General features: G+C 74.3%; 9 protein-coding genes and 1 pseudogene. 4 read left to right on the top strand and 6 right to left on the bottom strand.

From position 1 onward, the window contains the following. Positions 1-7 precede the first annotated feature (7 nt). Positions 8-865, bottom strand: a complete 858-nt coding sequence (locus G4G93_RS02060; RefSeq protein ID WP_165080795.1) for a shikimate dehydrogenase — start codon at positions 863-865, stop codon at positions 8-10. Between the two features lie 116 nt (positions 866-981). Then, positions 982-1,902, bottom strand: a complete 921-nt coding sequence (locus G4G93_RS02055; RefSeq protein WP_165080793.1) for a LysR family transcriptional regulator — start codon at positions 1,900-1,902, stop codon at positions 982-984. A 248-nt stretch (positions 1,903-2,150) separates the two neighbouring features. On the opposite strand from G4G93_RS02055, the gene G4G93_RS02050 reads away from it, so the two are divergent. Further along, a complete protein-coding gene (locus tag G4G93_RS02050) occupies positions 2,151-3,332 on the top strand; it encodes a dimethylmenaquinone methyltransferase (RefSeq protein WP_165080791.1) in 1,182 nt (393 codons plus the stop codon). A gap of 197 nt (positions 3,333-3,529) precedes the next feature. Here the strand turns inward: G4G93_RS02050 and G4G93_RS02045 are convergent. From G4G93_RS02045 to G4G93_RS02035, 3 genes and pseudogenes are all read right to left on the bottom strand, one after another. After that, positions 3,530-3,781 (bottom strand): annotated as a pseudogene (locus tag G4G93_RS02045) (alpha/beta fold hydrolase); the annotation flags it as partial. Positions 3,782-3,926: 145 nt separating this feature from the next. Next, positions 3,927-4,172 (bottom strand): hypothetical protein, encoded by a 246-nt coding sequence (locus G4G93_RS02040; RefSeq protein ID WP_165080789.1) that lies wholly within the window; start codon positions 4,170-4,172, stop codon positions 3,927-3,929. A gap of 329 nt (positions 4,173-4,501) precedes the next feature. After that, positions 4,502-4,669 carry a hypothetical protein gene (locus tag G4G93_RS02035; protein ID WP_409513816.1) on the bottom strand — a complete coding sequence of 56 codons (168 nt, stop codon included), beginning with the start codon at positions 4,667-4,669 and terminating at the stop codon, positions 4,502-4,504. 314 nt (positions 4,670-4,983) lie between these two features. Here G4G93_RS02035 and G4G93_RS02030 point away from each other — a divergent pair, with 314 nt between their 5' ends. Together G4G93_RS02030 and G4G93_RS02025 are read left to right on the top strand one after the other, a co-directional pair. Next, positions 4,984-5,706, top strand: coding sequence for a spermidine synthase (locus tag G4G93_RS02030; RefSeq protein WP_165080785.1), 723 nt, complete (start codon positions 4,984-4,986; stop codon positions 5,704-5,706). Between the two features lie 99 nt (positions 5,707-5,805). Then, positions 5,806-6,849 (top strand): helix-turn-helix domain-containing protein, encoded by a 1,044-nt coding sequence (locus G4G93_RS02025; protein ID WP_165080783.1) that lies wholly within the window; start codon positions 5,806-5,808, stop codon positions 6,847-6,849. Between the two features lie 380 nt (positions 6,850-7,229). Here G4G93_RS02025 and G4G93_RS02020 read toward each other — a convergent pair whose 3' ends face one another. Next, a complete protein-coding gene (locus G4G93_RS02020) occupies positions 7,230-12,527 on the bottom strand; it encodes an alpha-2-macroglobulin (protein WP_165080781.1) in 5,298 nt (1,765 codons plus the stop codon). A 267-nt stretch (positions 12,528-12,794) separates the two neighbouring features. On the opposite strand from G4G93_RS02020, the gene G4G93_RS02015 reads away from it, so the two are divergent. After that, on the top strand, positions 12,795-14,246 hold the full coding sequence (locus tag G4G93_RS02015) for a peptidoglycan-binding protein (RefSeq protein ID WP_165080779.1): 1,452 nt from the start codon (positions 12,795-12,797) through the stop codon (positions 14,244-14,246). The last annotated feature ends 48 nt before the right edge of the window (positions 14,247-14,294 follow it).

The following is a 14,294-nucleotide window of genomic DNA, read 5'->3' as shown; positions in this document are numbered from 1 at the left end:
TCGCGAGTCAGGCGGCGAGCGGCGCCACCGCACGGTCGAAGGCCCGCTCCATCGCGCCAGCCGGCGCGTCGCGGCCGGTGAACAGCGCGAAGGCGTCGAGGGCCTGGTGGATGGCGAGTTCGCGGCCCGTCATGGTGCGGGCGCCGACCTGCGCCGCGGCCGCGAGCAGCGGCGTCCAGAGCGGGGAATAGACCGCGTCGGCCACCCACATCCCGGGGTGGAGCAGGGCCGGCGGCACCGGCGTGCCGCGATCCGGCAGCATGCCGACCGGGGTGCCGTTGACTAGGCCCTTCGCGCCGTCCACCGCCTCGGCGACGTCCCGGCACACCCGCAACGCCGCGTGGCCGGCAAGGGCGGCCGCCACCGCCTCGGCCTTGGCCGGGTCGGCATCGACCATCCGGATCTCGAGCCCGGGGAAGCGGGCGAGCGCCACCGCGACCGCCTTGCCGACGCCGCCGGCGCCGATCACCGCCACCGGCCCCTCGGGGTTCGGCCCGAAGGCCTGCGTCAGCGCGCGGGCAAAGCCGGTCGTGTCGGTATTGTGTCCGGTGAGGCCCCCGTCGCGGACCACGATGGTGTTGACGGCGCCGACGGCCTTCGCGCCGGGCGACAGGTCGTCGAGGAGCGGCAGGACCGCCTCCTTGTAGGGATACGTGACGTTGACGCCCGAGAAGCCGATCGGGCGCAAGCACGACAGCAGGCCGCGCAGCTGCGCGGCATCGGCCCCCGGCACGTCGATGAGCTGGTAATGGGCGCGGAGCCCGACCGCCTCGGCGGCGGCCTCGTGCATCGCCGGCGAGGCGGAATGAGCGATCGGCGATCCGATCAGCCCGAGCAGGATCGGTCTGGCCTGTCCGTGAGCCATGGTGCGACGGCCCTTGCGCTTTGCGCCCGCCCGCGGCGAGCTCTCCCTGGACCGGACATTATCCGTACGCGGCCCGCATCCTGAGTACCAAGTTGCGCGGGGATCGTAACATCATGTTACGGTCCGGCGGAGCCTTGCGGCCTCACCTGCCCCGGCCGCGCCATCTCCTCGCGCAGGAACCGCACGAAGCTCGCCGCGAACATGCTGAGCGCGGTCCCGGCCTTCATGGCGATCCAGGTCTCGAAGACCGGCGCCTCCTCGATCGGCAGCACGCGGATGCCCGGGAAGGCGTCGTACGCGATGGTGAACTGGTCGATCACCGCGATGCCGAGGCCCGCCCGGACCAGCGAGCAGACCGTCGAGCCGAACCGCGCCCGGATCGTGATGCCGTAGGACAGGCCGCGCTCGCGGAAGATGTCGGACATGATCCGGCCGTAGGGGTCGTTCGGGTCGATGCCGATCAGCGGGTGGCGCACGATCTCGGCGGCCGAGATCGCGGTCCGGGCGGCCAGCGGATGGTCGAGCGGCACGATGCAGAACAGGCCGCCGCGGGCGAGCGGCTCGAAGGTCAGGGCCGGGTGGTCGAGGCGGTAGCTCATCGCCACCACCTCGCCCTTTCCGAGCAGCAGGTAGTCGATCGCCTCCTCGAGCTTGAGGATGTTGATGTCGATGACCAGGTGGGGATAGGCCGCCCGCACCCGCTCGATCGCCCGCGGCACCATCACGTGCGAGATCGACGGCACCGAGCCGATCAGCAGGTCCTGGCCCGCCCCTCCCTGCGTCCGCTCCAGCACGAAGCGCAGGTCCTCGACCTTGTCGAAGACCGCGTTGATCTGCTCGAAGACGTGACGCGCCTGCTCGCTGGGCACCAGCCGCCCGGCCCGCCGGTCGAACAGGCGGAAGCCCAGCGACGTCTCGGTGTACTTCATCAACCGGCTGATGCCCGGCGCCGAGACGTTGAGGAGGCGGGCCGCGCCGGCGATCGTGCCCGTCACCATCACGGCGCGGGCGACCTCGATCTGGCGCAGGGTCAGCATGGGGCGGTCTCCGGGGCGGCGGTCCCTGCAGGATACACGATGGCGCCGTCGCGGCGGGCATGCGTCCCCGGACGAGGGCGCCGCCGGGCGCGGCGCCTGCACCGGTCTCCCGGCCCGGCACCGGCGCTCCGGCTTTTTCCGTTCCGGCCCTGCCGGTGCGACGGCAAAGCGGCTATGCTCCCCCGATCCACCGCCGACCCGAACCGACACCCCGAACCGACACCCCGAACCGACTTGGACCCATCGACGTGCGCCTGACCCAGATCACCCACCACGACCTCGACGGCTACGGCGCCGCGACCCTCGTCGCGGCCTATGCCGAGCCGGCGCGCATCGTGCACGTCCCGCGCTACGGCGATGTCGGTCCCGTGGTCGACGACGAGCTGAAGCGCCTAGGCAAGACCAAGACGGCCGAGATGGTGCTCATCACCGATCTCGGCATCGAGGAACCGACGATCGCCTTCCTGCGCCGCTTCGCTGCCATGAACCGCAAGCGCGACGCGGAGGCGCCGCACCGGCTGATCGTCCTCGACCACCACACCTCCTCGATCGACCAGATGCGCCGCCAGGGGCTGGAGCCGAAGGCCGATGCGGAGAACCCGCGCCTGTCGCGGTTCGACCTCGGCGATCCGTCGGTCACCGTGATGGTCGACGAGGGCTCGAGCGCGACCCGGATGGTCGCGACCCACCGCGCCCTGTTCGCCACCCGCGAGCCCGATCCCGCACAGACGTCATCCGGGACATTGGCCGAGGACCTGGCGCTGTTCACGGCCTGCGTCGACGCCCTCGACCTCTGGCGCAAGGACGATCCCCGTTTCCCCGGCGGCTTCGCCCTCGACGAGATCTTCTGGGACAATGTCGGCACCCTGGTGCCGGTCGGGCACCCGGCGCACGATCCCTTCATCGCCCGCCTTCTGCTCGAGGCGACCGCCCGACTGCGCGCCGGCGCCACCCCGGCTGAGCTGGAGCGCGCCGTGCCGGCGATCCGCGGGGCGATCGTCGACGACCTGATGCGCGACGCGCCCGACGACGATCCGGCGATGACGACGCGCCAGCGCATGGCCCGGGCCCTCGCCCGCTCCGACGCGCTGTTCCACGCGCTGCCGGACGGTACGCTCCTGTCCTTCGCCCTCGACGCCGGCACCTTCCAGCGGGTCTCGGACCTCGTGATGGCGAGCGGGCGCGCCAAGCGTCTCGTCAACGTGCAGCGCACCGGCACCCTGTCGTTCCGCTCGATCGACGGCACCGCCCTCGACGGCGCCCGCCTGTTCCGCGGCGGCGGCCACCAGGATGCCGCCGGCGGCAAGCTGCCGAGCGGCACCGCCTTCTCGCTCGCCGACGCCGTCGCCCAGGTCGAGCCGGTCCTGACTCCGCCGAAGAGCGCAGCGGCGGACAGCCCGTTCGCGGCCTTGAAGAACTGGAAGGGCTAGAGCATTTTCCGACGAAGCGAAAACCGGTTCGTCTCAGAAAATGTAGCAAAATCGAATACTTAGAGCACTGACCGGTTGCAAGGCGCACAGCACGCGACGAAGGAGGTTGCGCGGGTGCGGGGGCGACGGCCACCGCGCCAGACCCCTCCCCCCTCTGCGGGGGAGGGTGCCTCACGAGCAAAGCGATCGGGCGGTGGCCCGACAGGGATGACGTTCGTCAGACCGAGCTGGTGCACCACGGCGGCCGCGTCGGCGGCGTCGTGGTCCATGGTGTGGCCGTCCGATACCTGCGGCGAGCGGCCGTAGCCGCGCCGGTCATGGGCGACGACCCGGTCGCCGTTCTGCACGAAGAACACCATCTGGGCGTCCCCATCGTCCGACGAGAGCGGCCGGCCATGGTGGAACACGAGGATCGGCGCGTCTCGCAGCCCCGCTTCCTGATAGAAGATCCGCCTTGTAGAAGATCTGCACGCCGGCGCCGGTGGTCACGACGCTCAGCGGATGTCTCCTGCCGCGGGGCGCCGGCGCACGGCGCGCCGGCGGACAGGATCTAGCATGCCGGAGTCGTCGGCGACCGGGAGTGCGGCGCCGTCCTCAGCTCTCCTCGTCCGCCTCGGACTCGGGCGTGTTTTCCGATGCGGCTTCCGGGGAATCCTCCGCCACGCCCTCCGGAGCGCGCTTCAGCGGCGATTGCGAGAAAGCGGGCTTCGCAGGCCGGTTCTTGCGGCTATTCGCCGGGGAGGCCGTGTGGGTCGGCATCTCGGCCAGCCGGGCGATGCGCGCCTTGAACTCCTCGGTCGACGGGCTGCGGGCCGAACCGGTGATGAACATCTTGGCCATGGCGTGTCCTCCGACGGGCCGGACCGCGGAGCGGGCCGAAAAGGCGCGCCACCCGTCGCCGGACCGACCTGGCGATCATGCTGGGAGGAAGTGTCAGAGCCGGCGCCCACCGTATCGGGCTACAAGATCCAAAAAAGCCAGCCACATATCGACCGATCGATTATCGGCGGTTTTCGTCGCCCTGGCAAGGCGGCGTCTCGTTCAGAGACGATAAGAATTGGCGGAATCTCGGCGCGACGACGGGAAATCCGTCGCGACATCCGGCGGGATGCGCGGGCCGGCGGCCTCGTCCGGTCCGCGTGCGGCCGGACGAGGGGTCGGGGACACGATCAGCGGCGGCGCGGATCGGCCGGGCGGAAGGCACGCTCCACGGCCTGGGTCGCGCTGGCATAGGCGCGCTCCTCGCTGTCATGCGGCCGGTCCGACCGCTCCAGCAGCTTGCCGTGCTTGCGGATCGCCCAGCCGAATTTTCCTTTCGGGCTGTTCAGCGGGGCCACCTCGATGGAGAACGGATAAAATTCATTTTCGCTCATCCGCGGATTTATGGCACGGAACTCACGCCGAGGACAGACCTTCGCCGCGGCGCGGCGGCGGGCCGGGATCCGCCCGCTCGACGGGGCGGGCCGGCCCGTGCGATAGCCGGCGCGACGCCGGCATCCGGTCCGCGACGGGAGCGACGCCGACGATCCCGGAGTCCCCGCGTGTTCGCCCGTCTCGAGGTCGCCGCGACCGGCCGCTGCCGCGGCGGGTCCCCACGATCCTCCCCGACGACGGCGTGCCCGATGAGTACCTGCCCGATGGAGTTCGGTCCTTGATCCCCTGGGTTCACCTCGACACCAGCGCCATCCCCGGCGAGACCGCGTCCCTGCGCCTGATGCAGCGCGGCGACGAGTTCGCGATCGTGGTCGACTCGATCGAGCTGATGAACAGCCGCCGCAGCGGCTCGGAGCGGGCCCTCGCCACCCTGGCCTGCGCCCGCCTGCGCGACCGGCCGCGGCCCCGGATGCTGATCGGCGGGCTCGGCATGGGCTTCACCCTGCGGGCGGCGCTCGCCGAGCTCGGGCCGGACGCCGAGGTGGTGGTCGCCGAGCTGGTGCCGGCGGTGGCCGCCTGGGCCCGCGGGCCGCTGGCGCACCTCTTCGCCGGCAGCCTCGACGATTCCCGGGTCGCCCTGCACGAGACCGACGTCCACCACCTCATCGCGGCGTCGCCGGGCGCCTATGACGCCATCCTGCTCGATGTCGACAACGGCCCCGAGGGGCTGGTGCAGCAGACCAACGACCGGCTCTACGACGTCGCGGGCCTGGGCCGCGCCCATCGGGCGCTGCGGCCGGGCGGGCTGCTCGGCGTATGGTCGGAGAGCCCCGACCGCAAGTTCAAGTCCCGGCTCCAGCGCGGCGGCTTCACGGTCGAGGAGCACAAGGTCCGCTCGGCCGGGAGCGGCGGGCGCCACGTGGTCTGGATCGGCGAGAAGACGGCCGGGGCGCCGGCCCCGCGGGTCGGCGCCCTGCCGCCGCGGCGCTCTCCGCGCTGAGGGACACGCGGGTCGGGCGGCGGTTTGATTTGCACAAGCTCGACCTTTGTGCGAGCCTGTGCGACCGCAGGGTGGCTGTCCACCCGCTTCGAGCCCGCCATGACCGTCCGCGGCCCCAACCTGCGCCTGGAGGGCTCGACCTTCGGCCCGCGCAAGATCTCGGCCTGGCGCGAGGCGGTGGCACCGTTCTGGGACGTCGAGATCCGCAAGGAAGATTCCTCGGAATTCCGCGGCCGGTCGGACGTCTACCACCTGGGCAACGCGATCATCGGCCTCACCGCGGCCTCGGAGCTGCGCAACGAGCGCTCGCGCAGCCTCGTCGCCCGCATGGGGGTCGACCACGTCGCGGCGCAGATCCGTCTGGAGGGCCACGCCACGGTCGAGATCGCCGGACGCGAGGTGCCGATGGCCCCCGGCGACATCTCCCTGCTCGATCTCGCGCAGCCGCTCTCCCTGCGCTCGAGCGGCTATCGCGCGATGACGGTCATCATCCCGCGCGCCCTGTTCCCGGAGGCCGGCACCCGCCTCGGCGCGGCGCACGGGACGGTCCTGCGCGGGGCGACTCCGTACGGAATGCTGGTCAACAACCACCTGCGCTCGCTCGCCGCCCATGTCCCGCATTTCACCCCGGCCGAGGCGCGGGCCGCCGGGCAGGCGACGGCGATCCTGATATCCGGGGCGGCGGGCCTCGGGGTGGAGAGCGCCGCCGAGCGTCCGCTGCAGCGCGCCCCGGTCTTCCTGGCGATCCGCAGCCACATCGACGCCGAGATCGCCTCCGCGGATCTGAGCGTCGAGCAGATCTGCCGCCGCTTCGGCGTCTCGCGCAGCGGGCTCTACCGCCTCTTCGCGCCGCTCGGCGGCGTCGCCGAGTATATCCGCCGCCGCCGGCTCGCCCGCGCCTGCCGCGACCTCGTCGAGGGCGGGGACCGCGCCGCGCGGATCTCCGAGATCGCCTACCGCTACGGCTACGGCAGCCCGGCCGGCTTCACCACGGCCTTCCGCGCCGAGTTCGGCCTGAGCCCCGCCGACGTGAAGGCCGGGGCGCGGCCCGACGGCGCCTCCGCCGTGCGGCGCGCGCCGACGGACCTGCCGGGCGGCGGCTGGGACGACTTCTACGAGTGGGTCCTGACGCTCGACGCCTGAAATTGGGACGTTCGCTGAAGCGATTGGGACGGACGGTACTCGTCCCGGCCGCGCCCGTACACGAGATGTGCACATCCTGACAGATGGGAGTCTCACGGTGCGGCGAGCGGGCGGGTGGCAGGGATGCGGGCGACGGCATGCCGCCGGCGCGGGGGGCGGGACCGGCCCCTGGACCGGGGGGCGGGACGGGCCCCTCGTCCGGCGCTGGATCGGCGCCCGGCGCCGCCGCGCCGCCCGGACCCGTCCGGGCGCGGAGGGCGCGGGAGCCGAGATCATCACGCTGACCTGGGCCCAGACCTTCGGGCGGGACGAGGGACCCGCGCGGGCGGTTCGCCGGCGGGGCAGCGGGGCGGAGGAGGACGCGAGGGAGCCCCCTCCCCCTACCGCGCCGCGCCCACCTCCAGCACCCCGAACGCCGTCCGCCCGTAGCGCTCCGGCCGGTACATGTCCTCGATCGTCGCCGCCGGATGGACGTAGCGGCCGGGGGTCACCGCCCGGACCGTGAAGGCGACGCTGAAGAACGCGGACTGGGCCGGGTCGCGGTCGTAGGCCGCCACGAAGCGGTCGTCGCGGAACTCGGTATGGGTCGGCTTCACGTCGGATTTCGCCCAGGCGAGGCCGGCGGCGGCGTCGGCATCGAGGAGCTTCGGGTTGTCGATCTCGAGGCCGGCGGGAAGGCGGTCGACGAGGAGCAGGCGGCCGGCGCTGGCCTTGGCCTCCGTCACCTTCAGCACCACCACCAGGCGGTCGTTCTGGCGCAGGCCCGCGAGGTCGGCCGGGCTGCCGTCGAGGCGGTGGTAGCTGCGCTCGATCGCGTAGCCCTTCGCCTCCGCCGGCTCCGGCACCGCCGGGTTGCCGGCGATGCCGAGGGCGAGCCGCACCGGGGCCGTGCCGCGATTGGCCACCGTCACCGGCCGGGCCTCCAGGGCGGCGCCCGGGAACGTGCGGTAGAGCGCGCCCGCGATTGGCGTGCCGTCGACCGTGAGGGCGGATGCCTCCTTCGTATCCTTGGCGGGATCCTTGGCGAGTTCCGCCGCCGCCAGGACCAGCCAGGCCTGTTCCTGGGTGCTGGTCGGGCGCGTGCCGCGCTCCTCGGCCACGATCGTGCCGAGGGAGGCGAGGGAGTCGGGGGCGATGCCGGTCTCGGCGGCGAGCGCGATCAGGCCGGCGCCGTCGCGCAGGCGCGAGCCGTAATCGGCCCGGTAGGCGCCGCCGTCGCGCTCGGCCCGGAGCGCGCCCAGGGCGGCCTCGAAGGCGGTGCGGGCCCGGGCCCGGTCGCCGAGCAGCGCGAGCGCCGCGGCGATCTGGCCGCGGGCCAGCGGCGTGGCGAAGGCGGCGAGCTTGGTGTCGGCGAGGTAGCGCAGGTCGCCCATCACCGGCCGGCCGTTGCGGGCGAGCACGTAGGCCGCATAGGCGAGGTCGAGCCCGCCCTCGGTGACGTCCGCGGCGTTGGCGACGGTGTTGCGCAGCCGGTCGAGGGCGAGCGACAGCGCCTGTTGCGGCACCGGGAACCCATGCTCCCGCGCCCGGGTCAGGAAGTCGGCGGCGTAGGCCGTGAGCCACGGATCCTCGACGTTGCCCGCCGACCACAGGCCGAAGGCGCCGCTCGAATCCTGGCGCGACAGCACCCGGTCGATGGCGCCGCGCACCCGCTCGTCGGCGGAGCCGTCGAGGCCGAGCTGCGACAGGGCCGCGAGCCGGTTGACCGAGAGCAGCGGCAGCGCCCGGCTCACCACCTGCTCGGTGCAGCCGTAAGGATAGCGGTCCAGTGCCTGGAGCAGGGCCGGCACGTCGATGCCGCCCAAGGGCGAGGCCGCCACGGTGACGGCGCCGGTGCCGGGGATCACATCGGCGAGGAGGTCGCCCGACAGGGTGAGGCTGGCGCCGGGCGCCAGCGTGCGGACCTCGCGGCGGAGCAGCGTCCCGGTGCCGGGCTGGATGCCCAAGGAGAAGCTCTGCCCGGCGGGCTCCGACAGGCCCGGCCCGGTCAGCCGCAGGTCGACCCGCGCGAGACCGGGGCCGGCGGCGGTGAGCGGGATCTCGACGCTGCCCCGCCCGCCGGGATCGAGGTGAAGCGAGCGGGCGAGCGCGCCCGCCGGCACCACCACGGGCCCGGCCAGATCGACATCGACCGCGTAGTCGCCGGCCGGCCCCTCGACGTTGTCGAGGGCGACGTGCAGGCGCGAACGGTCGCCGATGGCGAGGAAGCGCGGCAGGGTGCCGCTCGCCACCACGGGGTCGCGGATCACCACCTCGGCCGAGGCCGCGCCGACCCGCGCCGCGCTCCAGGCCGTCACCATCACCCGGGCGGTGCCGTTGAAGGCCGGCAGGGGGAAGCTCACCTCGGCCCGGCCGTCCGGCCCGACCGTGACGACGCCCGAGTAGCGGGCGAGCGGCTCCTGTGCCGGCGGCGCGCCCTCCAGCTCCGCCCCACCGGAATCGCCCCCGGAGCGGATGGCGCCGAGCGTGCCCTGCATGCCGTCGATGAGGTAGCCGTAGAGGTCGCGGATCTCCGCGGCGAGCGCCTTCTGGCCGAAGAAGAACCCGAACGGATCCGGGTTGGCGTAGCGGGTGAGGCTGAGGATGCCGACATCGACCGCCGCTACCGTCACCCGGGCCTCCTCGCCGGGTTTGAGGCCGGCCAGCCGGATCGGCAGGCGCAGATCGCCCCGGGGCCGGACCTTGGCGGGCGCCTCGACGGTAACGCCCAGCGCGCGGGCCTCCCGGTCGATCCCGAACCAGGCGAGGCCCAGCGCCCGGCCGGGCAGGCGCTTGGCCGCCTGGTCGAGGGGCCGGTAGGCGGTGGCGACGAGGTAGGCGCCCGCGCCCCAATCGGGCTTGACCGGGATCTCCACGGTGGCGCCGCCCGCCGGCAGGTCGAGGGTGCGGATCTCGTGCACCCGGTCGCTCACCACCGCGACGGTGGCGGTGCCGGAAAAGCGCGGCCGCAGGCGCGCCCGCAGGGTGTCGCCGGAGGCATAGGCGTCGCGGTCGAGGGTGAGGTCGAGGAGATCGGGCGCGTCGGCGCTCTCGCCGCCGCTCCAGCCGACCTCGAAGGACAGGCTCGCCGCCGCGAAGCCGGGCCCGCGCAGCTCCAGGCGGTAGCTGCCGAGATCGACCGGGATCGCCAGCCGGGCCGGCGCGCCGGCTTCGACGGCGAGGCGGCCGTTGGCGACCTTGGCGGTGGTCTTGACCGGCTCGAAGGCCCAGCGCCCGTCGGCCCGGTACCATTGATAGCGCCGCTCGACCCGCAGCAGGGTCCAGGTAGCCTCGCCCGACAACCGCGTGCCGTCCGGCCGGGCGGCCGCCACCTCGAAATTCGCGGTCGCGCCCTCGCGCAGACCGTCGAAAGACTTCCGGATGCCGAGCACCGGGCCGGCGGGCAGGATCGGCAGGGTCAGGCTGCGCTGCACCGCCCGGCCGCCGGGCTCGCCGACCTGGAGCGAGACCCTGGCCTCGAACGGCCGCGGCCCGCTCGTGGCCGGCACCGGGGCCCGCACGGTGGCGCGGCCCTGCCCGTCGGTGGCGACGGGGGCCTCCAGCTCCGCCGTCACCGGCTCGACGCGCTCGTCGTCGAGACCGGTGGAGAAGTCCTCGAAGCCCCTGATGCCGGAGCGGGCCGCAGGCTGCACCGCCACCGTGCCGCCGACCGTGAGGTTCGCGCCCGGGGCGCCGTAGAGGTAGCGCGCCGCGACCGCCACCGTCGCGGGCTCGCCCGGACGCAAGGCGGCCTCGACCGGGGTCAGGGTCACGTCGAGGCGCTCGGGGACGTAATCCTCGACCAGGAAGCTCGCCTCGCCGACCGGCGGTGCCTTCGGGTCGGTATAGGCGGCGACCCGCCAGGTGCCGGCTTGCGCGCCGGGGAGCAGCGGCAGCGAGAGGGCGCGACCGCCGAGGCCCCCGTCAGGGACCTGCACCCGACGGTACTCGACCCCGTCCGGGCGCTTGGCCACCAGGGTGAGGGGGAGGTTCGGGATCGCCGCGCCCTTCGCGTCGCGCAGGAGGGCGGTCAGCTGCACCGTCTCGCCGGAGCGGTAGACCCCGCGCTCGGGAAACAGGAAGGCCTCCGCCGCGCCGGGGGCAGGCCGGCCCTTCACGCCGCGATCGGCGAGGTCGAAGGCGCTCAGAGACAGGTCGAGGAAGCCGTAATCGTCGCCGAGGCGCGCCACCACCAGGCTCGGCGCCGCTCCGCCCTCGCCGCGGGCGAGGCCCGGATCGAAGGCGGCGTGCCCTTGCGCGTCGGTGCCGCGGGTCGCCAGCACCTCGTTGTTGCGGGCGATCAGGCGGATCTCCGCGTCCTTCACGATCGCCGCCGAGGCGAGCGACCGGGCCAGCACATGGATCCCGTCGCGGCCCTTGAGCGCGGTGAGCCCGAGATCCGAGACCACGAACCACTGCGTCGCCTCGCTCTCGTAGCCGCCCTCCTCGGCGTCGGCCAGAGGAACGCTGCCGCTCGGCCGCGCCGTCATCACGTAGAGACCGGGCTCGACCTTGCCGACGGCCTGGAGCACCGGGAAGGCGGTCACCGCCTCGCGGTTGACCTCCGCCGGCGCGGCGTCGAGCGTGCCCTTCCAGGCCGGAACGCCGCGCTCGCGGGCGATGCCGCGTAAGCCCGATCCGGAGAGCTGCGACAGGAACGCGTCGCCGCGCAGGGCCGGCAGCAGGCCGCGATCGCCGATGCGCACCACCTCGACATCGAGCTTCGGGGCGTTGACAGAGACCAGCGGCACCCCGGCCTGGCCGGTGCGCGGCAACACGTAGTTGCGGCCGGTGAAGCGCACCTGCGGGCTGCGGTCGCGGACGTAGATGTCGTAGTCGGCCGCCTTGCGCAAGGACTCGCCGACGGTCGAGGGCAGGCCCTGGCGCAGGACCACCCCGTAGCGCTCGCCGTGGCGCAGGCCGTCGACGCAGACCTGCTGGCCCTGCGCCGTCACGGCGGCGTCGCTGGCCCCCGATACCGCAACGTAAGGGGCGATATCGGCCTTGGGGTCGACGGTCTCGGAGAGGGTGAAGCAGGCCCGCGGGGCGGCGGCGTCGGAATCAACCTTGTAGTCGAGCACCCGGAAGCCGTGGGCGTCGCGCAAGGCTTCGTAGGTCCTGGCGGTCTCGGGATCGCTCGCGAGCGCCAGGCTCGCCGCGTAGGCCTCGAGCGCCGGGCGCCAGCTCTCCTGCTTGGCCAGGCCTGCGCCGAGGAGCGCCAGGGCCCTCGCCTCGTCGGCGGGGCTCGACGCGCGCTGATAAGCCAGGTAGGCGCCGGCCCGGGCCTCGGCGTCGAGCTTCCGGCTGGTCTCGTCATCGTCGTTCTCGGCGGCGCCGGCGGCCTCCGCCAGGGCGTACCAGTTGCGCCACTCGGCCGGCTCGGCCGCGGCGGCGCGGCGGAAGGCGGCGAGCGCCCCGTCGGTCTCGTCCTTGGCACGCAGGGCCTCGCCCTCCCGGCGCCACTGGGCGGCGGATTTGCCGGCGGCACCCTCGTCCTTCAGCCGCGCCTCGAGCCGCACCGCCTCGCTGGCCAGCGCCGGGCGCACGAAGCTCTTGGAGCGGGGCGCCGGCTGCACCAGGGCGGCGCGGCGGGGCGCGGAGATCGGGGGCTGCTGGGCCGCGGCCGGGAGGCTTGCGAGCGCCGTGACGAGGCCGGCGAGACCGCAGGCGGCGCGTCCGACCCGGGTGATGAGCGACATGACCGGCCTCGCGGCGCTTCCCTGCCCGCTCCGGAGCCTAAGCAGCGCCGGGTCCGGGGGCAATCCGTCCTCCGCGCCGGACCGGTCGATTTGGGGTGATCCGGTTGCCGGTCACCGGCTCCGGCCAGATCGGCTCGGACCGGACCGGCTACGACATGGCGGCCCTCCACCGTCAGGCCGGCCCCTGGAAGTCCGGCTCCGACTGTTGCAAGCTCGACGGGCTTTTCGCCTTCCGCAAGGTTCGGCGGCCGTCTTCCGGAGAGCCCGATGCCGCGCCCCGCCCACCTGCTCGCCGCCGGCCTGCTGCCGCTCCTTGCCTGCAGCCTCGCACCGGACGGGGCCGTCGCCCAAGGGGCGGCCTCAAGTGGCGCGCCCGGCCCGGGCGCCCCGTCGGGCGCGAGGACCCCGGGTCCGCGCCCCGCCGGGCCGGCGGCGCCCGATCCCGCCTTCGAGGCGGCGCGTGCCGCCTTCGAGGCCCGGCCGGAGGCGGAGCGGCGGGCGGTGCAGGACGCCCTGGTCTGGGCGGGCAGCTACAACAGCGTCGTCACCGGCACCTTCGGCCGGCGCACCTACGAGGCGATCGGCGCCTGGCAGGCCAAGGATGCCGGCAAGGACGCGAAGGCCGGCGCCGCGGGTACCGGCATCCTGGACGAGCCCGCCCGCGCCGCCCTGCTGGCGGCCGGCGAGGCGGCGCGCCGTGCGGCCCGGTTCACCGTCGCGGCCGATCCCGCCACCGGCCTCGTCATCGGGATCCCCGAACGGCTGCTGCCGAAGCGCAGCCGCCTGCCCGCCGGCAGCCGCTGGCAGAGCCCGGACGGGCGCATCACCCTCGACACGAGAGCCTTCGCCCCCGGCACCGCCGACCTCGACGCCCTGTTCGCGCAGAGCGCCGCGGCGACGCCGGAGCGCAAGGTGACCTACACCCTCAAGCGCCCCGACTTCACCGTCGTCACCGGCGAGACGCCTTCGGGCAAATTCTACATCCGCGACGCCGCCGGCCCGGCGGGCCTGCGCGGCTTCAGCCTGTCCTACGACAAGGCCTCGGCCCGGGACATGGACCGGCTGGTGATCGCCATCGCCAACAGCTTCGTGCCCTTCCCGGGCGACGCCCCGACGGCGGCCCCGGCACGACCGGCGGCCGCGGCCCCGCCCCCTCCCGGCCCGCCCGTCGGCGAGGCGGCGACCGGCACGGGCCTCGCCGTCGGCCCCCGCCGGATCGTCGCGGTGCTGCCCGCCGCCTGCCCAGGCCCGCAGGCCGGCGGCGCTCCGGCCCGGATCCTGCGGCGCGACGAGGCCACCGGCCTCACACTCCTCGACGCCGCCACCGCCGCCGGAACGGCGCCCGCCCTCGCTCCCGCCTCACGCCCCGGCGAGAGCGCCCTGGTGCTCGCGGCGGGCGCGGACGGCCCGACCGTGACGCCCGGCGACATCGCCCCGGGCGGGGTGCTCGCCCCGCTCCAGCCCGGCGCCGCCGGCGCCCCGGTCCTCGACCGCTCCGGCCGCCTCCTCGGCCTCGTCGCCCGCCTGCCGGCGCAACCCCGCCTCGTCGCCGGCGTGCTGCCGCCGCTCACCCATCCGCTCGTCGGATCGGACGCCCTGACGGGCTTCCTCGGCGCGGACGCTCCCACGGCGCCTGCCGGCGAGTCCGCCCCGCTCAGCGCCGGCGCGATCGCCGGGCGGTTCGCCGGGACGGTCGTGGGGGTGCGATGCGGGGGTTGAGGACGATGAAAGCTCAGCTCGACGGCCGACCGGGGCGCGTCTCGCCGC

The organism is Methylobacterium sp. DB0501, assembly GCF_011043735.1.
GTDB classification, from domain to species: Bacteria; Pseudomonadota; Alphaproteobacteria; order Rhizobiales; family Beijerinckiaceae; genus Methylobacterium; species Methylobacterium alsaeris.
Note: the sequence above shows the minus strand (reverse complement) of the source record. Positions and strands in the feature narration are given on the sequence as shown.

Excerpts from the sequence above, each read along its gene's own strand:
- G4G93_RS02060 (WP_165080795.1), bottom strand. The coding sequence starts at position 865 with ATGGCTCACGGACAGGCCAGACCGATCCTGCTCGGGCTGATCGGATCG.
- G4G93_RS02055 (WP_165080793.1), bottom strand. The coding sequence starts at position 1,902 with ATGCTGACCCTGCGCCAGATCGAGGTCGCCCGCGCCGTGATGGTGACG.
- G4G93_RS02040 (WP_165080789.1), bottom strand. The coding sequence starts at position 4,172 with ATGGCCAAGATGTTCATCACCGGTTCGGCCCGCAGCCCGTCGACCGAG.
- G4G93_RS02025 (WP_165080783.1), top strand. The coding sequence starts at position 5,806 with ATGACCGTCCGCGGCCCCAACCTGCGCCTGGAGGGCTCGACCTTCGGC.
- G4G93_RS02020 (WP_165080781.1), bottom strand. The coding sequence starts at position 12,527 with ATGTCGCTCATCACCCGGGTCGGACGCGCCGCCTGCGGTCTCGCCGGC.
- G4G93_RS02015 (WP_165080779.1), top strand. The coding sequence starts at position 12,795 with ATGCCGCGCCCCGCCCACCTGCTCGCCGCCGGCCTGCTGCCGCTCCTT.